The organism is Chryseotalea sanaruensis (genome assembly GCF_003990915.1).
Classification (GTDB): Bacteria; Bacteroidota; Bacteroidia; order Cytophagales; family Cyclobacteriaceae; genus Chryseotalea; species Chryseotalea sanaruensis.
In genome coordinates, this window is record NZ_BHXQ01000006.1 from 75,448 (window position 1) to 98,414 (window position 22,967).

Here is a 22,967-nt window from a genome sequence, read left to right on the forward strand (position 1 = left end):
CGCGATAATAAACGTATGAAGGAAAATACGAAAGTATACTGGAAAGGTCTGGAGCAGTTAACAAACTCTCCTGATTTTGTACAAAATGCGCACAAGGAATTTCCTGAAGCGCCTCCGGAAGAAAACTTAGATCACTCTCGCAGGGACTTCCTGAAGATGATGGGTTTTGGTGTCTCTGCTGTAGCCTTGGCTGCCTGCGAAGCGCCTATCCGTAAAGCAATTCCCTATGTTAATAAACCTGTTGATTTAGATCCAAGTGTGGCCAACTACTACGCTTCTACCTATATTAATGGTGGTGACTATTGCTCTATCGTGGTTAAAACACGCGAGGGTCGTCCTATTAAAGTAGATGGTAATGCTTTATCAAGCGTAACTAAAGGCGGAACAAGCGCACAAGTGGAGGCATCAGTGCTTTCTCTTTACGACAACGATCGTCTTCGTGCACCTAAGTCAGCTGGTAAAAACACTGCATGGGAAGATCTTGATAAGGCTGTTATTGCTAAGTTGACTGAAATCAACGCGGCTGGTGGTCAGATCAGAATTGTGAGCAATACTGTGTTGAGCCCTAGCACTAAAGCGGCTATCGACAAGTTCAAAGCGAAGTATCCTACAACACAACATATTCAATACGATCAAAACTCTCATTTCGGTATTGCGAAAGCGAACGAAGAATCATTTGGCACAGCCATGATTCCTTCTTACGACTTCAGCAAAGCAAAAGTGATAGTTAGCATCGGGGCTGATTTCCTGAATGCTTGGGGATCGCCAATTGAAAACACAAAACAATATGCCATTACCCGCGATGCAGGTGAAGGTAAGAATGACATCTCTCGTCACTTCCAATTCGAATCTAATCTTTCTGTAACGGGTGCTAACGCAGATTACCGCTCACAGCTTAAGCCTTCAGAAGAAGGTGCTGTAGTAGTTGCATTATATAATGAGATAGCAAGTCTTGCAGGTCGCGCAACCGTAAGCGGTGGTGTTGAAAAAAATTATTTGAAAAAAGCAGCACAAGAGCTTTGGGCAAACAGAGGCAAAGCCTTAGTAGTTGCAGGTTCTAATGATAAAGCTGTTCAGGTTTTAGTAAACGGAATTAACAACATGTTAGGAAGCTATGGTGTTACCATCCTTCCTCATCTGCCAGTATACTTCCGTCAGGGTGACGATGCAGCCATGGCCAACTTCGTAAGCGAAGTGGAAGGCGGTAAAGTAGCTGGTGTTATTTTCTTTAACTGTAACCCAGTTTACGATCATCCAATGGGTGATAAGATCGGTGCAGCCTTAAAGAATGTAAGCTTAAGCGTATCAACTTCTTACAAAGAAGATGAAACAGCTTCAATGACAGCATTCTTAGCACCTGATCATCATTATTTGGAAGCATGGAATGATGCTGAACCTAAGAAAAATCATTTCAGCTTAGCACAACCTGCTATTACACCAATTTACAAAACACGTGCAGCGCAAGAAAGCTTCATGATTTGGGCTGGTGAAAGCAATGTTGACTATTTTGAATTCGTAAAAAATAACTGGAAGAACCGTTTTTTTAAAGGTGGTAATTTCCAAAGCTTCTGGGATAAGTGCTTGTACGATGGCGTACTTGAAATGCCAGTTGATGCAGCGTCAGTTTCTTTTGCAGGTAATGTGTCTGCAGCAGCAAGTGCTATTGCAGCCAACTATAAATCAGGTGCCGCTTTCGAACTGGCTATCTATGAAAATGGAACAGTAGGAAATGGTTCTCAGGCAAACAATCCTTTATTACAGGAATTACCTGAGCCTATCACTAAAGCTGTTTGGGATCATTATGTATTGATTTCTCAAAAAGATGCAGCGGCAGCAGGTATTACTAACCCTGAAAGCAAAACCCGTTATGCCAACGTAACGGCTAATGGTAAAACTGTAAAATTGCCAGTGTTGATTCAACCAGGTTTGGCACAAGGTGTATTAGCCATTGCCATTGGTTATGGTCGCACAAAGGCTGGTAAAGTAGCAGATGGTATTGGAGAAAACGTTTATCCTATGGTTACGATGACCAACGGATCGTTGAACTTCAGTGCTGCTGAGGCCAAGTTTGAATTACTAAGCGAAGATTATCAGATTGCTCAAACACAGACACACCATACTTATATGGCGCGTCAGACTGTGATCCGTGAGTTTAAATCAATAGATGTAAAGGAAAATCCTGAAATCTTAACAAAATCATTTGCACCTAAGGTTGCTACCTGGTTAGATGAAGATCACCAAGTGAAGCCAGGTGAACTTTCCATGTGGAAAGGTCACGATTACAAGAACCACCATTGGGGTATGGCCATTGACCTGAACACTTGTACAGGTTGTGCCGCCTGCGTTGTGGCTTGTAACGTAGAAAATAACGTAGCCCTTGTTGGTCGCGAAGAAGTAATCAACCGCAGAGAAATGCATTGGTTACGTATCGACCGCTACTATAGCAGCGATGCAGAAGTAACAGACTGGAAAGGTTTGGAAGAAGCTTCAGACAATCCTGAAGTTGTGTTCCAGCCAATGTTGTGTCAGCATTGTAATAATGCACCTTGCGAAACAGTTTGTCCTGTTGCAGCAACAACACACAGCACAGAAGGCTTGAACCAGATGACGTACAACCGTTGTATCGGTACACGTTACTGCGCAAACAACTGTCCATATAAAGTAAGACGTTTCAACTGGTTTAAATACCACGATAACAAGCAGTTTGAGAAATCAAACGTTGCGCAAACTTCAGACATCGGTAAAATGGTGTTGAACCCTGATGTAACGGTTCGTTCACGCGGTGTGATGGAGAAATGTTCATTCTGCGTTCAGAAGATTCAGGCAGGTAAATTAACTGCGAAGAGAGAGAGACGTGAATTGCAGGATGGTGAAGTAACCACTGCATGTCAGACTTCTTGCTCTACAGGTGCGATCACTTTTGGTGATATGAATAACCCTGAAAGCAAAATCTCTAAACTATTGAAGTTACGTCCGGCAAATCCTGACAGACCTTACAGTATTGACAAGATTGCAGATAACCCGCGTGCTTACACAGTGTTGGAAGAAATTGGTGTTAAACCAAACATCTTCTACCTGAGCAAGATCAGAAACAAGGATTCAGCAAACGCTTAAGAAAACGAATAACACAACGACTAACGATAACAAAATATGCAGGTAGTTTCAGGAGTACGCGACCCGCTGGTAACCGGTGGTAAGACAGTACACGATGTTTCTCACGATATATCCAGGCATGTAGAAAACCCTCCGGCTAAATCATGGTATTTGGCAATGGCCATTTCCTTAGCGGTTTTTGGTTATGGATTGTACTGTGTATTCATGGTACTTTGGAACGGTATAGGTTTGTGGGGTTTGAACAAAACTGTAGGTTGGGCATGGGATATCACTAACTTCGTTTGGTGGGTTGGTATCGGTCACGCAGGTACGTTGATCTCGGCAATTCTTTTATTATTCCGTCAAAAGTGGAGGATGTCAATCAACCGCGCTGCAGAAGCGATGACAATCTTTGCCGTTATTTGTGCGGCTACATTCCCGCTTATTCACATGGGTCGCCTTTGGTTAGGTTTCTACTGGGCACTTCCACTTCCAAATACATTCGGATCACTTTGGGTTAACTTCAACTCGCCTCTCTTATGGGATGTGTTCGCGATCTCGACTTACTTCACAGTATCATTAGTATTCTGGTACATCGGTTTAATTCCTGACTTCGCAGTAATTCGCGACCGCGCTCAGGTAGCAGGTAACAAAGTACGCGCAGCCGTTTACAACGCCCTTAGCTTCGGCTGGGAAGGCGGTGCTAAAACATGGATGCGTTACGAATCTGTTGCTTTGATTCTTGCAGGTTTATCTACACCACTTGTATTGTCAGTTCACACGATCGTATCATTCGACTTTGCTACTTCAATCATACCAGGATGGCATACTACGATCTTCCCGCCTTACTTCGTTGCGGGTGCGATCTTCTCTGGTTTTGCCATGGTATTGACGCTGCTTTTAATTACGCGTAAAGTATTTAAGCTGGAAGACTACATCACTATTTATCACATCGAGTTGATGAATATCGTTATTATCGTAACAGGTTCTATCGTAGGTGTGGCTTATATCACAGAGTTATTCATCTCTTGGTATTCAGGTGTTGAATATGAAGGTTATGCTTTCTTCAACCGTGTACAAGGTCCTTACGCATGGGCTTACTGGTCAATGATGACTTGTAACGTGATCTCTCCTCAACTTTTCTGGTTCAAAAAAATAAGAACAAGCTTGGTAGCCACATTTGTATTATCAATTGTTGTGAACATCGGTATGTGGTTCGAACGCTTTGTAATTATCGTTACTTCACTTCACAGAGATTACATTCCATCAAGCTGGACTATGTTCCATCCTACGATGTATGATATTGGTGAATATCTTTTCACTTTCGGATTATTCTTTACAGCCTTCTTATTGTTTGCCAAGTTCTTCCCGGTAATCAACATGGCTGAAGTGAAAAGCATTGTTAGGCACAACTCTGAAAATGTTAGTGCAGACAAAAAAGTAACAGAAAAACAACACGCATAATCAGATAGCATGGATGCAAATAAGAATTTTGTAGTAGGCATTTTTGATAATGAGGACGTCCTACTCGAAGGTGTAGAGAAGGTGAGAGGTAACGGAGTGAAAATTCACGAAGTATATTCTCCTTTCCCTGTGCATGGTTTAGATGAAGCACTGGGCTACAAAAGAAGCCGTTTGCCTATGGCCGCTTTCCTTTTTGGTATGACGGGTACAGGACTTGCCTTAACAATGCAAATCTGGATGCTTGGCTACGACTGGCCAATGATTATTGGTGGAAAGAATTTCGCTTCTCTGCCTCCATTTATTCCAGTTACTTTCGAATTAACAGTATTATTAGCTGCCTTAGGTATGGTGGCAACTTTCATGGTTGTAAGCGATATGAAACCATACAAATGGCCACGTCAGTTTGACTTACGCAGTACTGATGATAAACATGTAATGGCTATTGACCTTGCCTTGAATGCGGGTAAGAGCATAGATGATATTAAGCGCATTTTGAAAGAAGCAGGTGCTTCTGAAGCGAACGATAAGAATTTTGAATAACCGTTTAGATACTGATATGAACATCGTAAAAAGTGTAATCGTGTGTTTAGGTGCTTCAGTTGTATTGGCAGCGTGTAGCGCTGGCGGTAACAACCAAGGAACGGAATACGCACCTAACATGTACCACTCAGTAGCCTACGAACCTTATAGCCAGATCACAGATCCAGGTGCAGGTCGTTGGTTAACTTCTATAGAGTATGAAGACGGACATGCCGAATTTTTTAACAGCAATACACTCAACGTATCGACCATGGGAGTTTTCATGAACATGAGAACGCCTCCGGCTAATACTGTACCCAGAAATAAAAATGGCTGGTTGCCTTATCGAATTCCTAAGGACAGTCTTGAGCTTGCTGCCAAACGCTTAAAGAATCCTGTAGACTCAAGTGCTCAGGTAATAGCACAAGGTAAAGTATTGTATCAAACGTATTGCCAGCATTGCCATGGCGCCAAAGGTGAAGGCGATGGTAAAGTATCTGAGAAATACGCAGGTGTTGCCAACCTAAAAGGTGATGCTTACAAAAATATTACAGAAGGTCACATCTTCCACGTAATCACAAATGGCAAAGGCCTGATGTGGGCGCACGGTTCTCAAATGAGTGCCGAAGAGCGCTGGATGATTGCCAAGTATGTAAAAGTATTGCAAAAGTAATTTTTGAATAACCGATCAACTCAATAGACAATGGGTCATCACATAGCAGTAGAAGCCGAGCAGTACGTTTTTAAGCCAGAAACGAAACGCAAACTATTCATCCTTATTGGGGTGGGCTTAGTTTTGTTTGTACTCGGTCTTATCATGGCCATGAACAGCGGTCACGCTGGTCACAGTGAAGGTCATGCCTCTTCCGAAATATCAACTTCTTTAGTAGCCAGTGCAGAAGCTTCGGCTGAACCTGCTGCAGGAGAAGAACACCACGGAAGTCCTACCTGGTTAAAACGTTTATACACTTCACTTTGGATGAATAATATCTACTTCGTAGGATTAGGCATCATAGGTTTATTCTTTGTATGTATTCAATATGCTGCGCAAGCAGGCTGGTCATCAGGTATGCAACGTGTGGCTATGGCCATGGGTCGTTGGATTCCTATTGCAGGTATACTCACTTTAGTATTGTGGTTTTTGGTAAAAGGTGATCTTTTCCATTGGACACACCACGATGTATATGAAGGCGAAACTGCTGACAAGATTTTAACGAATAAAGCACCTTATTTCTTCTGGCCTTTACATGCAGGTTCTTTCCCGCTCTTTTATGTAATTAGAATGGTATTGTTCTTTGGTATGTGGTACATGTTCTTTTTGGCTATCAAAAAGAGAATGGTAGCCGAAGACCTTGACTCAAATACACAGCATTGGTATAAATCAAGAAGCATCTCTGCATGGTTCCTTGTATTCTTTGCAGTAAGCTCATCAGTAGCAGCCTGGGATTGGGTAATGAGTATTGATGCACACTGGTTCAGCACCATGTTCGGTTGGTATGTATTTGCCAGCTGGTGGGTAACTGGTCTGGCTTTCTTAGCCTTCGCAGTAGCCAGCCTGAAAAATGCTGGTTATCTGAAAGTTGTTAACGCCAACCATTTACATGACTTAGGTAAATTCTGTTTTGCTTTTTCTATCTTCTGGACATACATCTGGTTCAGCCAGTTCATGTTGATCTACTATGCCAACATTCCTGAAGAAACAGTTTACTTCATTGAGCGTATGCGTACCAGTCCTTATAGCTGGATATTTTATACCAACTTGCTCCTAAACTTTGTGTTACCATTCTTGTTATTAATGACAAGAGACGCAAAGAGACAAATCTCTATGCTAAGAGTGGTGACTCCAATAATTATGATTGGACATTGGTTTGATTTTTATAACATGATTACACCTGGCGTAATGAAATACGAAGGAGCTATCGGCTTCTTAGAAATAGGTTTGTTCATGGTATTCTTAGGTGCTTTCTTACTGGTTGTGTTGAATGGCTTAACCAAGCTTCCGCTGATCGGAAAGAACCACCCTATGTTACAGGAAAGTTTACATCACCATATTTAATAGTATACGTTTATGATGAGTTTGATAATTGGGATTGGGGTAGTACTGGTGCTAACCATCTTCTACCTGATTTTCAGGGTAAGCAGATTAGTTGGTATTGCGAAGGGGAAGGATCCAGACAGAGTAAGCAGCAGCAATGGTGTTCATGGTAACCTTTTCATGTTATTTATGATTGGAGGCTTAGTCGCTTTCTTCTGGTATTCATGGGCTCATTTTGATGAGTACACGCTTCCGGTAGCTTCTATCCACGGTGCAGAAACAGACATGTTATTCTGGGTATCGATGGCAGTGGTTGTGGCGGCTTTCGTTATCATTACTATTATCATGTTCGTATTTACATATCAGTATAAATATGATGAGAATAGAAAAGCGAAGTTCTATCCTGACAATCATTACCTGGAATTAGCCTGGACAATTATACCTGCTGTAGTACTATCATTATTAATATTTACAGGATTAAAATCTTGGAATGAGATTACTTCCCCTGCCTCTGCTGAAGCTGAGGTTGTAGAATTGGTGGGTCAGCAATTTGCATGGACTGCTCGTTACCCTGGCATTAAGGACAATCAATTGGGTACTGTTAACTACAGACTCATTGACAATTATGGAAATGAATTTGGTTTAGATCTAAGCGATAAAAACTCTTTTGATGATTTTAAATCGTTAGAGCTGCATATTCCTGCGGGCAAAGAGATATTACTAAAAATCAGAGCTAAGGATGTTCTGCATAGCGTTTTCTTACCTCACTTCCGAGTTAAGATGGATGCAGTGCCAGGTATGCCTACTAATTTCAAGTTTACGGCTACTAAAACTACAGCCCAAATGAGAGAAGAAACAGGCAATCCAAATTTCAACTATGAAATGGCTTGTACTGAAGTTTGTGGTCGTGGTCATTTCTCAATGAAAATGGCCGTTGTGGTGCATACACAAGATGAATTTGAAGAATGGAAAAAAACTCAGGAAGCATGGTTGAAACAAAACCCTACTTACCTGGAAAAAGTACCTGCTGGTTTGCGTGAAGCAGCCATGATTAGTGCAGGTATTCCCGTAGAGTCATTAAGCACCTCTGCGCAAAGTGTTAATCAGGCAATAAGTGTGAATTAAGATAGATAGGAACATGGCAACAACAGACATTCACGTACATAGTGCTGTTCACGGACATGATGATCATGGCCACGACCACGATCACGAACACCATGAAGGCAATTTCTGGACAAAGTATATATTCAGCGAAGACCATAAAGTAATTGCTAAGCAGTTTCTAATTACTGGTATATTCTGGGCGCTATTGGGCGGTACTTTATCTGTAATCTTCCGCCTTCAATTAGGTTTCCCCGATATGAACCTGGATTGGTTAAAACCAGTTCTTGGTGGTTGGATTACACCTGAAGGTAAACTTGATCCTGAATTTTATTTAGCCTTGGTTACAATGCACGGTACCATCATGGTATTCTTCGTGTTAACTGCAGGCTTAAGTGGTACTTTCTCTAACTTCCTTATTCCATTGCAAATCGGTGCCCGTGATATGGCATCTGGTTTCATGAATATGCTTTCATACTGGTTCTTCTTTGTATCCAGTGTGATCATGTTTACATCGCTTTTCCTACAAGATGGTCCTGCCGGTGGTGGATGGGTAATATATCCTCCATTAAGTGCCCTTCCTCAGGCCATTAAAGGTTCTGGTATGGGTATGACTTTGTGGTTAGTATCCATGGCATTGTTTATTGTCAGTTCATTGTTGGGAGGTATCAACTACATCACAACAGTAATTAACATGCGTACAAAAGGTATGTCTTTTACACGCATGCCATTAACCATATGGGCATTCTTCTTTACAGCCATCATCGGTTTGTTATCATTCCCTGTGTTGTTCTCTGCCGCATTGTTATTGATTTTCGACCGTAGTTTTGGAACAAGTTTCTTCTTGTCTGACATTTATATTGCTGGTGAAGCATTGCCAAACGTTGGTGGTAGCCCTATTTTATTCCAGCACTTATTCTGGTTCTTAGGTCACCCTGAAGTGTACATTGTATTGCTTCCTGCCTTAGGTCTTTCATCTGAAATTATTGCAACCAATGCCCGTAAGCCTATCTTCGGTTACAAGGCCATGATTGGTTCAATGTTATTCATTGGTATCCTATCCTTTATTGTATGGGCTCACCACATGTTCGTAACGGGTATGAATCCTTTCTTAGGATCCATATTTATGTTACTCACATTAATTATAGCAGTCCCATCTGCTGTGAAGATCTTTAACTATGTAACCACACTATGGCAAGGTAACATCCGCTTTACTCCTGGTATGTTATTTTCAATCGGTTTGGTTTCCTTCTTCTTAACGGGTGGTATTACAGGTGTATTCCTTGGTAACTCTGCACTTGACATTCAATTACACGATACTTATTTCGTAGTAGCTCACTTCCACTTAGTAATGGGTAGTGCTTCTTTCTTCGGTATGATGGCTGGTGTGTACCACTGGTTCCCTAAAATGTTTGGTCGTATGATGGACGAACGCTTAGGTCAGATCCACTTCTGGATTACATTCATTGGTGTGTATCTGGTGTTCTTCCCTATGCATTACATTGGTATTGCAGGATTCCCAAGACGTTACTACTCATGGACAAACTTTGAAACTTTCAGTGGCTTCGCAGATTTGAACATGTTGGTTAGTATTGCGGCTGTTGCAACATTGGCGGCTCAATTCATCTTCTTGTTCAACTTCTTCTATAGCATTTTCAGAGGTCGTGTGGCAAGTGCTAACCCTTGGAAATCAAACACATTAGAGTGGACAACGCCTGTAAATGTTGGACATGGTAATTGGCCTGGCGCTATTCCTAACGTATATCGTTGGCCATATGATTACAGCAAGCCAGGTGCTAAGGATGATTATATTCCTCAACACATTCCGTTCTCTGAAACACCTGAGTCTAACCTGCCTGGAGAAAACGAGCAGATAAAGCTTGAGTCTTCGGACGGTTCAATTAGTCCTGATAAACATTAGTTCTATAAATGAAATCAAAATTCGAGGTTCAGCGTTAAACGTTGAACCTTGATTTTTTATAGCCATGAGGTTTTTTAGAAAACTTACACTTCTTACACTTATTGCAGTCTATCTCCTGATAATGGTTGGGGGAATTGTACGGAGTACAGGCTCTGGTATGGGTTGCCCTGATTGGCCTAAGTGTTTTGGCTCGTGGGTACCACCAATTACAGTTGAGCAACTTCCCGAAAATTATAAAGAAGTTTACGCAGCTCATCGTGAAAAGAAGAATGTACGCTTTGCTAATTATTTGAAAAAGCTAGGCATGGAAGAGACTGCTATAAAAATCCTTAACGACAAATCAATTTTGCAAGAGGCAGATTTTAATGTTACTAAAACCTGGGTAGAGTATATTAACCGTGTTATAGGTGTAATTATTGGCTTGCTGATTTTTGCCGTATTTGTGGCTTCTATCAGGTTTTGGAGTTGGGACAAGAAAATTACCATTATTGGTTTTGCAACATTCTTTCTTGTAGGCATTCAGGGATGGATTGGCTCTTTTGTGGTATCCACCAATTTAACACCCTGGACAGTAACCGTGCATATGTTACTGGCTTTGGTAATCGTTGCCTTGTTAGTTTATCTCTATTTTGAAAGCACAAAAGACAAACAAATAAGAAAAGTACCTTATGGCCTGTCTTTATTAGTGCTTTGTATGACTTTGTTAGTAATGCAAATTGTGTTGGGTACACAGGTGCGCGAAGCAATTGATGTTGCAGCCTCATCATTACTGCCCAGATCTTCGTGGATTGAGGCCTCCTGGGCATCATTTGTAATACACCGTACATTCTCGTGGTTGATAGTAATTGCCCATGTAGTATTACTTTGGAAATTACTGAAAAGTGAGGGCTCAAAAATTTTACCATACTCATTGGCTGTGTTAATTTTGGCCACAATTTTATCTGGCGTTGGAATGGCTTATTTTGATATTCCTGCTTTTTTACAACCAGTACATTTAACGGTTGCATCGATTACAGTTGGTCTGCAATTTTTATTGGCGTTACAACTGAACAGTGGAAGGGGAGAGATGTTAATTAATCAACATGTTAGTGCAAGAAGTACATAGTTCATCATTAATCGGTATGAAGGTAAAGGCATACTTCGAGTTGCTTAAGTTCAGGTTATCTGCACTGGTCGCATTCTCTTGTGCCTTTGGTTATGTATTGGCTTCTCCACAGTTAAATTGGATCAATTTAATGTGGGTATTTTTTGGTGGTTTTATGCTTTCAGGCGCTTCGGTAACTGTAAACCAGATTATAGAAAAAGACCTGGACAAGTTAATGACCAGAACCCAAAACAGACCCTTGCCAACGGGACGACTATCGGTAAATGAAGCGCTCTATTTTTCTGTTGTTTGCTTCCTGATCGGTGTTGTTGTGCTTTACCTCACTACAAACCTGCTCACAACTTCTCTATCCATTTTATCGATGGTGTTGTATAGCTTCATTTATACACCTTTAAAAAGAGTTGGCCCCATTGCTGTTTTTGTAGGCGCTATACCAGGCGCACTGCCACCACTGTTGGGATGGACAGCCGCAACGGGCAGTATTTCGCATGAAGCCTTGATTATTTTTGGTATACAATTTATCTGGCAGTTTCCGCATTTTTGGGCTATTGCCTGGGTGGCAGATGACGATTATAAAAAAGCAGGTTTTAAGCTGTTGCCTTCTGGCGGTCAGCGTGATTTTAATACGGCTATCCAGATTGTTATTTACACGCTATTTCTCATTCCGTTGGGATTATTGCCAGCCAAGTTTGGTATAACCGGTATTAATTCTGCAATAGTGGCAACCGTTTGTGGTGTGTTGTTTTTAGCACAAACTTTTTATCTATTGAAAGAAGGTGACAGGAATGCGGCTTTGCGCATTATGTTCGGTTCGTTTTTGTATTTGCCAATAGTACAAATAGCGTATTTGATGGATAAGATAAATTAATTCAAAATTTCATATTTAAAATTCAAGATTTTGAATGTGGAATTTGAGATTTGGAATTTGAAATAATAGAAGAATATGTCGGAGTTGAAGATTGTAGAAGAGGCTAAGAAGCCATTGTCGATGAACCCCAAGAAGTTTGCTTTGTGGTTATTCATTGTGAGTGTTTGTATGATTTTTGCCTCCCTTACCAGTGCTTACATTGTAAGACAGGCGGAAGGTAATTGGCAGCTATTTGAGCTGCCACCTATGTTTTGGGTGAGTTCTGTATTGATTTTATTAAGCAGTGTTACTATGCATTGGGCCTTTCTTTCAGCAAAAAAGGACAACTTGGAAATGGTGAAAGTAGGCATGAGTATTACGACTATCTTAGGTATAGCCTTTTTGGTTACGCAGTTAATGGGTTGGAATGAGTTGGTTGCGAATAATGTTTATTTCACAGGTGGAAACCCTTCAGCGTCATTTGTTTACGTACTTTCAGGTATGCACGGTTTGCACATAGTGGGGGGCGTTGTTTTCCTACTGATTACCCTGGTGGCTACTTTTCGTTTTCAGGTACATTCAAAAAACCTTAATTTGATAGAAATGTGCAACACTTTTTGGCATTTTTTGGATGCACTTTGGCTATATTTGTTCTTATTTCTGTTATTTAACCGATAGACTTTAAACCTTTAACCATGGCAAGTACTTCTGCAACAGCCACAGCCTCTTGGGATGGCGGTTCATCCCCGATGAATGCCAGTTATGGCAAACTGATGATGTGGTTTTTCCTTCTGTCAGATGCTTTTACATTTTCAGCGCTACTAATTACTTACGGCCTTGTGCGTTCTTCGCATGCAGCTTATGAAGGAGCGGTAAATGCATTTTCTTTTTCACAGACGTACTGGCCTGTGCCAGAAAAAGTTTTTGAAGCAGTGCCTTTCCTGCATGGCATGGAGTTACCGTTGGTGTTCGTAGGTATCATGACTTTCATTTTGATCATGAGCTCTGTAACAATGGTATTGGCTGTTGAAGCTGGTCATCGTATGGACAGAGTGGCTGTTGAAAAATGGATGCTTTGGACAATCCTGGGTGGTCTTACTTTCCTTGGCTGTCAAGCTTGGGAGTGGAGCCACTTCATTCACGGAACTGAAGCAGGGGGGGTATTAAGAGATGGTACTACCTTCTTTGGTGCTAACCTCGCGCTTAACCAATATGGTCCGCCAGATTTTGCCGCTTTCTTCTTCTTCATTACAGGTTTTCATGGCTTCCACGTATTCAGTGGTGTTTGCCTAAATTTCCTGGTGTACTATAACACCGTGATGGGTGTGTACGACAGAAGAGGCCATTATGAAATGGTTGAGAAAGTAGGTTTGTACTGGCACTTTGTAGACTTAGTGTGGGTATTCGTATTTACCTTCTTCTACCTAGTATAATTTGAAATATTAAATTTAAAATTTGAAATTTAACGATATGGCTCACCACCACACAGAACCTCAAATAACAGTATTGCCTCCAGATACAGCAAAGATCAAGAAGCTTTGGATGACTGCGTTGATCTTGCTTGTAATCACTGTACTTGAATTTATTGTGGCTTTCACTATTCCACATGAATACAAAGATTTACGTGTTTGGATTTTCATCACCATGACAATTGTAAAGGCTGCTTACATTGTGGGTGAGTTTATGCACTTGCGTTATGAAGCCAAGTTTTTACTTTGGTCAATATTGGTTCCTATTATTTTTATCGTTTGGATGTTGGTGGCTTTCATTTATGAAGGCGTTGCAATGGCAGACGGAAAATTATAATAGTTCCATACCGAAATTGAAAAGGCTTGGGATTATCCTGAGCCTTTTTTATTGATACCCTGTTATTCTCTTATGAAGATCAAACAACTCATTATTCTATCATTGGCATTTGTACTCCCCATCAGTATTTTTATTTTTCTTAAGACAATGGGCAAAAACGAGTTCGCAGTGGAACCCTTTTATCAGCAAGGTGTTATTGAAGTATCCAGCGAATGCGGACCGCAATATCAAACGCCCTATGCTGTTCCACAAAATGTTTTAATTGACATCAGCTGGAATGAGAACGATAGTCTTACACTCTACATTTTCGATGCAGAAACGGAAATGACAGGGGAGGTAAGCAGAAGAATGGGCGAGAAGTTGGCCACTGATGAGTTAAGTGCTTATGTATTGACTTCAGACTCGAGTGAGGTATTGAAACAACATGCATTGCCAGTGTTAGTGAAAGATGTGGTAACACTTGATCAGCTAATGGAGTGTATGCTGATTATGGAAAAAGGTAAGAATGCTGTATTACTAGATAAGCAAAGACGTATTCGTGGTTACTATGATCTGGCTGATCGGGAAGAATTAGACAGATTAGCGGTTGAATTAACCATTATTTTAAAGAAGTATTAGTTCTATGAGTAAGCAGTTAGTGAATCGTTTAATTACAGTTGTTTCTATAGTTATACCTGTAGTTGTAGCTGTTTTATTCCGGGTAAAGATTGATGGATATGATTTCTCATTTTTACCACCTATTTACGCAAGCATCAATGCGCTGACCGCAGTATTGTTAGTAGCTGCATTGTGGTCAATTAAAAACGGAAAACGTACACTTCATGAATTTTTCATGAGAACTTGTATAGCATTATCTCTATTGTTTTTGGTTATGTATGTGGCTTACCACATGACGAGCAATCCAACTGGTTTTGGTGGTGAAGGGGTAATCCGATATGTTTATTATTTCATATTAGTAACGCACATTATACTTTCTATCGGAGTTGTTCCGTTGGTGTTGTTTACATATGCCAGGGCTTTTAATGAAGAGTTTGACAGGCATAAAAAACTCGCCCGCATTACTTTTCCGATTTGGTTGTATGTGGCCGTAACGGGTGTTGTTGTTTATTTAATGATCAGTCCTTATTACGCTTAATGTAAGTAATATGAAAAAGTTAGTCGCACTTATCTTATTGTTGGTTTCGTCTGCCTCTGAAATAGTGGCGCAGTGTGCCATGTGCAGAACGCAACTTGAAAATAACGTGAGCAATGGAGATCCTGGTATTGCAGCTGGATTAAACATAGGCATACTTTATTTATTGATCATGCCTTATCTGGCCATTATGGTATTAGGTTATTTTTGGTACAAATCCAGTAGAAAGAATGCAAGTAAGCTTGGTGAGCGCGCTATTGCACGCTAAATGTCCGAAATGCCGTCAGGGTGATATGTTTGTACACTCACTGACTAACATTGCCAAGTTTAATGTGATGCACAAGGCTTGTCCGGTATGTAATGAAAGGCTAGAGCCAGAGCCGGGTTTTTATCAGGGTGCAATGTATGTTGGTTATGCCTTAAGTGTGGCGGTAACAGCGTTTGTATTTATATTAGTTTTTGTATTGGATATTCAATCGATGTGGCTACCAGTAATTATTGTGTCGGCCATAATGGTATTATTAATACCTGTAAACTATCGTTATTCAAGGGTGCTCTACCTATATATGTTTGGGGGCATTCAATACAGCCCAAAAACCGATTAGTTTTCTTAATTTAAGGGAAATCTGATGCATTGAAAAACCGAGTAATACTTCTGGTTTCTTTACTCTCGCTAGCTGCAGGTATCTATCTGCTATACAGCTACCGTCAGCCTATTGAGAGCGTTTCTTTAACGGAGGTTATTAACAAGAATGTTGAGCAGCAATTAGCAATTGTTGAAAAAGAAGCGGTTGCTTTTCGAAACACTGATTCAACCTGCAACTTCTACCCAAAGCATCGTTTTCCTTTCTTTATTTATAAAAACAAAACACTGATTTGCTGGACAGACAATGCCGTTGTGCCCCCTGTTAGTTTGTTATCTGATAAACAGTCTGTACAACTAGTTAAAATAGCTCGCGGAAATTTTCTATTATATCAAGAGCCAATAGGGGAAGGCCGGCAACTAATGTCATTAATTGTGTTGACAAGAGATTTTCCAATACAAAATGATTTTCTCACTAACGTCTGGAATACGGAGATTCTGCCAAGTGCCAAAGTAAATATACTAGAACCGTTTTCTAATTTGGGAATACCAGTAAGTTATAAAGGTAACATTCTTTTTAGATTAAGCTTTTTACAATCGGATGTAGCGGTAAATGTAAATGGTAATCTTTGGGCAGTCTCTTTAATATTTTTTGCCATTATTGGTTTTTCGATTGGATTATTTTCGTGGCTTTACCGAACACAATCACTGGGTAGAGCCAGTATCCTGAGTGCAACAGCTTTAATTTTTACGCGCATTGTTTTATTACAATTAAATTTCCCAAGAGCCTTTAGTAGTTCCGAAATCTTTTCACCGCAACGTTTTGCTTCTTCTACACTCAATCCTTCTTTAGGCGATCTGCTTTTAAATGTATTAACTATTTTATTTGTTGCAATTATCATTTTCAGGTATTGGCAAAAAGAAGGTGCCGGATTTAAGTACAAGGAATTGTCGCCTCTTCGCCTGCTGTTGCTGGTAGTTGCATCATTTTTGTTGTTTAGCATTTGGCATTACCCTGTGCAGACATTGCAAACAATTATGCACAATTCAAGTATTGAATTTGCAATCACTTCCTCCTTAGATACTTCTTTAATCAGAATTTTATCGTTGGTGGCCATTCTCTTAACATGGACAACAGCATTTCTGTTGAATCATATCGCGATAAACTTTTTAACTGGTGCAAGTGGAAAACATGCCCATAGAATACTAATGATGGGTACTTTCCTTTTTGGTTTTGTTAATTATTGGGAAGAGCAGCCTTATATGGCTACCATTATTATTACTTGGTCAGTCATATTAATTATTCAGTATGTGAAGTTCTCTCGAAGCCTTGAGAGAATTCAGTATAAAACTTTCGGTTATTTCTTTCTGGTTCTTTTTGGTTTAGTTATAAACGTAGCTGTTCGACTTTATTATCTTGATAAAGAACAGCACATTGAAAATCAAGTGCGTTTTGCAGAGAGTTATTTAGTTGATAGAGACAGTTTTGGTGAATTTTTGCTGAATGATTTAACACCTAAGATAAAACAAGATGTTTTTATTCAAACACGTTTAGTAAGCCCTTTTTTAAGTAAGCTTCCTATTCAACAAAAAATCAGGCAGGTTTATTTCTCTAGTTACTTTAATAAGTACGACATCAACATACAGTTATTTAATTCGGCAGGCGATAATCTTACCGGATATTCTTCAGCTTCTTTTTCTGACATTATTAAATCATTGGATTTAAATGCAAGTAGAACCGAATATGAAGGTTTGTATCGACTAAGTAATAAGGGTAAAGACGTAGCGCAACAGTATGTATTGGTAATTAAAATCGATAGAGGTGTATTTGTGAGTGGTTACATTTTAATTGAGTTATCGTTGAAACGTATTTTACCTCAAAATGCTTACCCTGAGTTGTTGGTTGATAATCGTTTTAGAGAATCATTGAAACCAAATGATCTTACTTATGCCAGTTTTGCTATGAATAGAGTTCAGGCAAGTGCAGGTGACTTTAATTATGAGAGAGATTTTGATAAGAAAATGCTTGGTGAACCTGAGCTCTATACTACAGGTGTGGTCAGCAATGGATACCAACATTATGCTGTGGAAGGTACGGATAATGTGGTTATTGTGGTGTCTTCCAAATTAATGACCTACAAAGGATTTCTGGCTAACGTATCATTCTACTTGATTCTGGGTTTATTTTTGATACTGCTACTTGTTTTATGGTTAGGCATAAGTAATTTGATAAAGAGAAAGCAAGTTTTTTATGCAGCAAGGATTCAGCTTTTTATTACACTTTCATTTTTTGTTCCCTTACTGGTAGTTAGCATTATTACGCTACGCATGTTGAACGAATCTTCACAAAGCCAATTAAACAATACATACCTAAACAGGGCTGGGTTTATTGCTGAGCAATTAGAGGATTTTACTAATCGAAAGGATTCTTTAAGCGGATCAATAACTAATCAGGAATATGTAACTGAATTGGCCAGGCTGGCAAATGCGGAGCTAACGTTGTATAGCAGCGATGGCGCTTTGCAAGTCACCAGCCAAAATTCTGTCTTCGATAATCAGTTGATGGCACCAATAGCGCATCCGTTGGCGATGCAAAAAGTACGTAATGGTGAAAAAATATTTGTGTTGGAAGATAAGATCGGAAACCTGTCATATTTTATTGCCTACGCTAGTCTGGGTGCAGGTCAATCATTGTTGGCCATACCGTATTATCAATCCGCAGCCTCTATTGAGTCGGTGCAGATTGAGGCCTTATCGGAAATACTGGTAATCTTTGGTATCGTTTTTTTACTATTACTGCTTTTCTCCTTCCTTATTTCACGATGGTTAACTTTTCCAATTGAGTTTATTACCAATACATTACAACGAACAAGCTTGGAGCACTCAAACGAACCCATTAACTGGAAGTCGAATGACGAAATTGGTTTAATGGTGAACTCATACAACGATATGCTGCGTAATCTATCAGAGAGTAAGCTAGAGCTAGAACGCATGCAACGCGAACAGGCGTGGCGTGAAATTGCACAGCAGGTTGCCCATGAGATTAAAAACCCGCTTACACCAATGAAGTTGACACTACAAAGGATGAGCAGAAGCCTATTGCAACAGGATTTGAATTCAGAAAAAATTTCCGGATCAGTTAACTCATTGTTAGAACAAGTTGAATTACTGAATACAATTGCCAGCTCTTTTAGCTCTTTTGCTAAAATGCCAACGGCAGTAGTAGGTGAGGTGAATATCCAAAAACTGATAGCCCAATCTATGGAGCTTTATAAACACGAGATTGAGATCATACATAAAAACAAGGATGAGCAAATGTTGGCAAAAGCAGATCCTGTAATTTTGCTATCTGTTTTTTCAAACCTTATCCTCAATGCCATACAGGCCAAAGCAGAGGATAGAGAAATTAAATTGACCGTAGAAACCGGGATTGAAAATGCTTTTTATAAAATCCAGTTTATTGATAATGGAAAAGGTATTGAAGATGAAAAGCTGGATAAGATATTTATACCGCATTTTACCACCAAAGAGACAGGGTCAGGTCTTGGCCTGGCTATTGCCAGACAGGCAGTAGAGCAAATGGGTGGCTCTATTTCGTTTACTTCGGTAATTGGGCAAGGTTCAACATTTGTTATTTTATTACCTATTGCCTGACACTAAGCTTTTCAATAATTCTATATGCCGATTATCTCAAATATTAATAGTATTATTTTCGATCTGGGTGGTGTTATTATCAACCTTTCTCCAGGAAAGACTTACCAGGCCTTTAGCGAAATCTCAGGTTTGCCAATTACCGAGGTAGAAGAGATGGCACGGAGTAAGCAAGAATTCAGCTTGTACGAAACCGGCCATTTATCGGATGAGGATTTTAGAAGTTTTTTGAGAATTAGTTTGGCAATTAACGTAACTGATAATATACTGGATCAAGCATGGAACGCTATGCTGTTGGATATTCCACCACAACGTTTGCAAACTTTATTGAGGTTAAAAACTAATTATAAAACTTTTTTGTTGAGTAATACCAATGCGATTCATCTTAAAGCATTCAACAAAATTTTGAGGGAAGTTAGTGGATCCGAAAATTTTGAACAGTACTTTGAAAAGGATTACTATTCTCATGAGATGGGTTTGAGAAAGCCAGATCCAACTATTTTTGAGTACGTAGTAAGAGAGCAGCGTCTTAATCCGGCTGAAACAATTTTCTTAGACGATTCGAGTATTAATTTAACAGGTGCAGCCCAGGCGGGTTTGCATATTCATCACGTAACTAATGCAGATGAACTTTTTAAAGAATTGGATAAATACTAACAGAGAGGCAGTACGCATTGCAGGACAAGTACTTTTATTCCTCGCTACTTTCGTAACCACCACTTTGGCAGGGGCAGAATGGAGCTACGGACGGTCAGTTTATATGGAGGGATTTGGATGGAATGATTTTGTAAGCGGACTCCCATTCTCTCTTTCATTTTTAAGTATACTCACCGTGCATGAATTCGGTCATTATTTTACGGCACGGTATCATGGTGTAAAGAGTTCGCTTCCGTATTACATTCCTTTACCACCCTTCCCGCTATCGATAGGAACGATGGGTGCTATTATCCGTTTGAGGCAACGTGTCTATTCAAACATTCAGAATTTTGATATTGGTTTGGCTGGTCCTTTAGCTGGATTTATTTTAGCCTTGGGTATTCTGTTTTATGGTTTTACCAATCTTCCTGCTAAGGAATATATTTTTCAGATTCACCCGGAATATGAAGCGTATGGTGATAATTATGCTGATTATGTTTATACAGGCAATGAAGAGGTGATTGATATTGTTGTTGGTAAAAATCTGTTGTTCATGTTTTTCGAAAAGTTTATAGCAGATCCTGAGCGCATGCCGAATCCGCATGAATTAATGCATTATCCATTTCTATTCGCTGGCTTTCTTGCACTTGTATTTACAAGTCTTAATTTATTGCCTATTGGTCAGCTAGATGGCGGACACGTACTTTATGGGTTGGTTGGCTACAAGCGACATAAACAAATTGCAACAATCGTTTTCTTAATTCTACTCGCCTATTCAGGGATGGGTTTATTAAAACCAACTGATCCTATTGATGGTCTGCTCATTAATATTCCATTGTATTTAGGTTTCCTTTATTTCGCAATGAAAGGACTTCGTTTAAGCACAAGAGATACATTCATGTATGTGAGTATTTTATTTACAATTCAGTTTTCCACCTCTTGGTTTTTTCCAACGCTAGAGGGTTATTCAGGCTGGATGCTTTTTGCTTTTGTAATTGGAAGATTCTTAGGGATAGACCATCCACCTTGTCTGATTGAAATTCCTTTAGACCTAAACAGAAAAATATTAGGCTGGGTTGCTTTAATAATCTTTGTACTGTCTTTTACACCAGCACCTCTGTAATTATTGAATCACTATTTTTCTTACAATAATCTCATTGCCCACTTTCAGCTTCACTAATGCGAGGCCTTGAGTGCTCTGTGTTAATGTTACTTGTGTGCCTTCAAACGTGTGATTTGTTGTGAAATTTATTTCCTGACCGTTGATATTGTAAATGGATAAAACATTTGCAATACGATTGATGAAGAAAGTATTGGTAACAGGATTTGGGTAAAGCTCAAGACTGTTAGTGTACTCAGGTAGGGCAGTAGTAATTTCTCCCTTACCAAAGATGGGTCTGATCATTGGAGTGCCAAAAATATTTGATGCTGGTTTCCAGCCTCCATTGGCATTATCAAACAATTTATCACTATTGTCAACGCCTTTATCTAAACCAATACTTAACAAACCATTTGCTGGTTGGCGCCAACCTACATAAAAATTTTGTGGTACAAGTACTGCATTTCGTAATGCTATTTTATGAAAGATGTTGAGACCGGGCCTTCTTATTGAAATAACTTCTTCACCAATAAGTGTTCCGGGGCTTCCTGCATTATCTGCAAAAATAAGCAGGTCAACAATAGTGCTAAGTTGCCCTGTTAACTGCGGAAAGTAAATATATACACCTGTAAGTGTATCGGCTTCTGATCCAAGCTTAGTAAAACCAAAGGCTGCTTCATTGCCGGTTTGTGCAAGTCCAAGTGAATATTCTGCAATACCATCATCGTATGCATAATAATCGCTGATGTTATAACTTGTTTGAAGAGTATCATTTACACGAAAATCGATTGGTGCATAAATGAGATCGTCATAGTCAGCATTGTCCTCCTCTGGGATTGTATAAATAGAAATATTGTCGCTTGATGTTAAAATTGTCTTTAGCGTAACTGTAGTTGAATCTGCTTGCCTGTCAAAAAAAGTGGTGTTGGCAAGATCTGGCAGATTTTCAATCGGAGTCTCAATTTTTCCAAAAGCAGAAATGAAAAGGCCTGCGGGTGAATCGAGTGTTGCATCATGTTCTGTAAATGTTTCTCCGAAATAATTTTTGGTGTTAAGGTAAGTAAACTGATCAAGCGGAGTGCCTTCATTTTTTTGTGTTGTTAATAAAAACGAAGGGGCATTAATTATTTCGTTGCCGTAAAGGTGTTGTTGTGGTACTCCAAAGTATTTTCCAAATAATGAAGTATGACCCGCACCTATTGCCCTATCGGGAAATGAAAAGTCTGTTGCAAAGCGATTTTGATTTAAATAAACGTAATCAATAGCCCAGGTGTCGAAAGGGCCGGAACTTCTACCAAACCTTGAGATGCGAAACTGAAAATCGTTATGAAAGTAAACTTCGCTACTGACTTGCTTAATGTAGTCTAAGAAAATAGTAGGATCAGGATCTTCAGTTACGCGGATGAAATCCTGCGTAATCCACTCTCCCTGATCATTCATAAAATCAACTTGTAAAAAATCGCTTGGATCAGGCGCCTCACCATTAGCTTTCCACTGATACTGAAAACTGAGGTACACACTTGCTCTGTTAGCAACGGGCACTTCAGCTAACATAATTTTACGTGAGACTAAAACATCCGTAATACTATTAGTGGTCAGATCAGTTTCAAAAGGAGAACCATTCGCTCTTGTTCCATCCATAATGGCAGCGCCTTGTGTGGGTGGTCGAATGGCAAAACCATCTAGTATTATCACATCTTCTTTTTGTGCCCAGAGTGTATCGCGACTGCTTCCTGCAAAAGAGAAGTCATCCCAAAAGGGAAGCTTCATTGGACCTAAATCCTGGGTTCTGGTATTTTGAATATCTGCACCACTTGTTTTATGCGCATGTGGATAGATATTAAACTGTGCCGATGCATAGTTATGCGAGAAAACAGAAAGAATGAGTAGTGCTATTGGCAAAGTGTGCATTATTCTAAGCCTTGGGCCAGACCAGAAGGTGGGAAGCGTAGAACATGGCTTAATGCGCGACATC

20 protein-coding genes are annotated in these 22,967 nt (G+C 39.8%); 19 read left to right on the forward strand and 1 reads right to left on the reverse strand.

From position 1 onward, the window contains the following. The first annotated feature begins 15 nt into the window (after positions 1-15). From SanaruYs_RS15985 to SanaruYs_RS16075, 19 genes are all read left to right on the forward strand, one after another. Entirely contained in the window at positions 16-3,114 is a 3,099-nt protein-coding gene (locus SanaruYs_RS15985; protein ID WP_127123600.1) for a TAT-variant-translocated molybdopterin oxidoreductase, read from the forward strand. 36 nt (positions 3,115-3,150) lie between these two features. Beyond that, positions 3,151-4,557, forward strand: a complete 1,407-nt coding sequence (gene nrfD / locus SanaruYs_RS15990) for an NrfD/PsrC family molybdoenzyme membrane anchor subunit (protein WP_127123601.1) — start codon at positions 3,151-3,153, stop codon at positions 4,555-4,557. Between the two features lie 9 nt (positions 4,558-4,566). After that, positions 4,567-5,097, forward strand: a complete 531-nt coding sequence (locus SanaruYs_RS15995) for a DUF3341 domain-containing protein (protein WP_127123602.1) — start codon at positions 4,567-4,569, stop codon at positions 5,095-5,097. Between the two features lie 16 nt (positions 5,098-5,113). Next, positions 5,114-5,749 carry a c-type cytochrome gene (locus SanaruYs_RS16000; RefSeq protein ID WP_127123603.1) on the forward strand — a complete coding sequence of 212 codons (636 nt, stop codon included), beginning with the start codon at positions 5,114-5,116 and terminating at the stop codon, positions 5,747-5,749. A gap of 30 nt (positions 5,750-5,779) precedes the next feature. Further along, entirely contained in the window at positions 5,780-7,132 is a 1,353-nt protein-coding gene (locus SanaruYs_RS16005; RefSeq protein WP_127123604.1) for a quinol:cytochrome C oxidoreductase, read from the forward strand. A gap of 12 nt (positions 7,133-7,144) precedes the next feature. Beyond that, on the forward strand, positions 7,145-8,236 hold the full coding sequence (locus SanaruYs_RS16010; protein WP_127123605.1) for a cytochrome c oxidase subunit II: 1,092 nt from the start codon (positions 7,145-7,147) through the stop codon (positions 8,234-8,236). A gap of 13 nt (positions 8,237-8,249) precedes the next feature. Further along, a complete protein-coding gene (locus SanaruYs_RS16015; protein ID WP_127123606.1) occupies positions 8,250-10,133 on the forward strand; it encodes a cytochrome c oxidase subunit I in 1,884 nt (627 codons plus the stop codon). A 64-nt stretch (positions 10,134-10,197) separates the two neighbouring features. Beyond that, the gene (locus tag SanaruYs_RS16020) at positions 10,198-11,238 is read left to right on the forward strand and encodes a COX15/CtaA family protein (RefSeq protein ID WP_127123607.1); all 1,041 of its coding nucleotides are present in this window, start codon (positions 10,198-10,200) and stop codon (positions 11,236-11,238) included. Continuing rightward, positions 11,216-12,106, forward strand: a complete 891-nt coding sequence (cyoE, locus tag SanaruYs_RS16025) for a heme o synthase (RefSeq protein ID WP_127123608.1) — start codon at positions 11,216-11,218, stop codon at positions 12,104-12,106. The genes SanaruYs_RS16020 and cyoE overlap by 23 nt, the downstream gene beginning before the upstream one ends. A 75-nt stretch (positions 12,107-12,181) precedes the next feature. Then, complete coding sequence (locus SanaruYs_RS16030) at positions 12,182-12,763, forward strand: cytochrome c oxidase subunit 3 (protein WP_127123609.1); 582 nt, start codon at positions 12,182-12,184, stop codon at positions 12,761-12,763. 17 nt (positions 12,764-12,780) lie between these two features. After that, on the forward strand, positions 12,781-13,518 hold the full coding sequence (locus tag SanaruYs_RS16035; protein ID WP_127123610.1) for a cytochrome c oxidase subunit 3: 738 nt from the start codon (positions 12,781-12,783) through the stop codon (positions 13,516-13,518). Positions 13,519-13,540: 22 nt separating this feature from the next. Then, a complete protein-coding gene (locus SanaruYs_RS16040) occupies positions 13,541-13,891 on the forward strand; it encodes a cytochrome C oxidase subunit IV family protein (RefSeq protein WP_306307941.1) in 351 nt (116 codons plus the stop codon). 72 nt (positions 13,892-13,963) lie between these two features. Then, positions 13,964-14,509 (forward strand): hypothetical protein, encoded by a 546-nt coding sequence (locus SanaruYs_RS16045; RefSeq protein ID WP_127123611.1) that lies wholly within the window; start codon positions 13,964-13,966, stop codon positions 14,507-14,509. A 4-nt stretch (positions 14,510-14,513) separates the two neighbouring features. Then, complete coding sequence (locus SanaruYs_RS16050; protein ID WP_127123612.1) at positions 14,514-15,026, forward strand: DUF420 domain-containing protein; 513 nt, start codon at positions 14,514-14,516, stop codon at positions 15,024-15,026. A 10-nt stretch (positions 15,027-15,036) separates the two neighbouring features. Then, a complete protein-coding gene (locus tag SanaruYs_RS16055) occupies positions 15,037-15,291 on the forward strand; it encodes a CAMCR motif-containing small membrane protein (RefSeq protein WP_127123613.1) in 255 nt (84 codons plus the stop codon). Between the two features lie 25 nt (positions 15,292-15,316). After that, positions 15,317-15,628, forward strand: coding sequence for a DUF983 domain-containing protein (locus SanaruYs_RS16060; protein ID WP_160118693.1), 312 nt, complete (start codon positions 15,317-15,319; stop codon positions 15,626-15,628). A 29-nt stretch (positions 15,629-15,657) separates the two neighbouring features. Continuing rightward, the gene (locus tag SanaruYs_RS16065; protein ID WP_127123615.1) at positions 15,658-19,260 is read left to right on the forward strand and encodes a sensor histidine kinase; all 3,603 of its coding nucleotides are present in this window, start codon (positions 15,658-15,660) and stop codon (positions 19,258-19,260) included. 24 nt (positions 19,261-19,284) lie between these two features. Then, entirely contained in the window at positions 19,285-19,914 is a 630-nt protein-coding gene (locus SanaruYs_RS16070) for an HAD family hydrolase (RefSeq protein ID WP_127123616.1), read from the forward strand. Then, complete coding sequence (locus SanaruYs_RS16075; protein WP_127123617.1) at positions 19,883-21,016, forward strand: site-2 protease family protein; 1,134 nt, start codon at positions 19,883-19,885, stop codon at positions 21,014-21,016. Before SanaruYs_RS16070 ends, SanaruYs_RS16075 begins: the two co-directional genes overlap by 32 nt. Here SanaruYs_RS16075 and SanaruYs_RS16080 read toward each other — a convergent pair whose 3' ends face one another. Further along, positions 21,017-22,966 carry a T9SS type A sorting domain-containing protein gene (locus SanaruYs_RS16080; RefSeq protein ID WP_127123618.1) on the reverse strand — a complete coding sequence of 650 codons (1,950 nt, stop codon included), beginning with the start codon at positions 22,964-22,966 and terminating at the stop codon, positions 21,017-21,019. Position 22,967: the final 1 nt, after the last annotated feature.

Coding starts and splice junctions, on each gene's coding strand:
- SanaruYs_RS15985 (WP_127123600.1), top strand. CDS start 16: ATGAAGGAAAATACGAAAGTATACTGGAAAGGTCTGGAGCAGTTAACA.
- nrfD (WP_127123601.1), top strand. CDS start 3,151: ATGCAGGTAGTTTCAGGAGTACGCGACCCGCTGGTAACCGGTGGTAAG.
- SanaruYs_RS15995 (WP_127123602.1), top strand. CDS start 4,567: ATGGATGCAAATAAGAATTTTGTAGTAGGCATTTTTGATAATGAGGAC.
- SanaruYs_RS16000 (WP_127123603.1), top strand. CDS start 5,114: ATGAACATCGTAAAAAGTGTAATCGTGTGTTTAGGTGCTTCAGTTGTA.
- SanaruYs_RS16005 (WP_127123604.1), top strand. CDS start 5,780: ATGGGTCATCACATAGCAGTAGAAGCCGAGCAGTACGTTTTTAAGCCA.
- SanaruYs_RS16010 (WP_127123605.1), top strand. CDS start 7,145: ATGATGAGTTTGATAATTGGGATTGGGGTAGTACTGGTGCTAACCATC.
- SanaruYs_RS16015 (WP_127123606.1), top strand. CDS start 8,250: ATGGCAACAACAGACATTCACGTACATAGTGCTGTTCACGGACATGAT.
- SanaruYs_RS16020 (WP_127123607.1), top strand. CDS start 10,198: ATGAGGTTTTTTAGAAAACTTACACTTCTTACACTTATTGCAGTCTAT.
- cyoE (WP_127123608.1), top strand. CDS start 11,216: ATGTTAGTGCAAGAAGTACATAGTTCATCATTAATCGGTATGAAGGTA.
- SanaruYs_RS16030 (WP_127123609.1), top strand. CDS start 12,182: ATGTCGGAGTTGAAGATTGTAGAAGAGGCTAAGAAGCCATTGTCGATG.
- SanaruYs_RS16035 (WP_127123610.1), top strand. CDS start 12,781: ATGGCAAGTACTTCTGCAACAGCCACAGCCTCTTGGGATGGCGGTTCA.
- SanaruYs_RS16045 (WP_127123611.1), top strand. CDS start 13,964: ATGAAGATCAAACAACTCATTATTCTATCATTGGCATTTGTACTCCCC.
- SanaruYs_RS16050 (WP_127123612.1), top strand. CDS start 14,514: ATGAGTAAGCAGTTAGTGAATCGTTTAATTACAGTTGTTTCTATAGTT.
- SanaruYs_RS16055 (WP_127123613.1), top strand. CDS start 15,037: ATGAAAAAGTTAGTCGCACTTATCTTATTGTTGGTTTCGTCTGCCTCT.
- SanaruYs_RS16060 (WP_160118693.1), top strand. CDS start 15,317: ATGTTTGTACACTCACTGACTAACATTGCCAAGTTTAATGTGATGCAC.
- SanaruYs_RS16070 (WP_127123616.1), top strand. CDS start 19,285: ATGCCGATTATCTCAAATATTAATAGTATTATTTTCGATCTGGGTGGT.
- SanaruYs_RS16075 (WP_127123617.1), top strand. CDS start 19,883: ATGAACTTTTTAAAGAATTGGATAAATACTAACAGAGAGGCAGTACGC.
- SanaruYs_RS16080 (WP_127123618.1), bottom strand. CDS start 22,966: ATGTCGCGCATTAAGCCATGTTCTACGCTTCCCACCTTCTGGTCTGGC.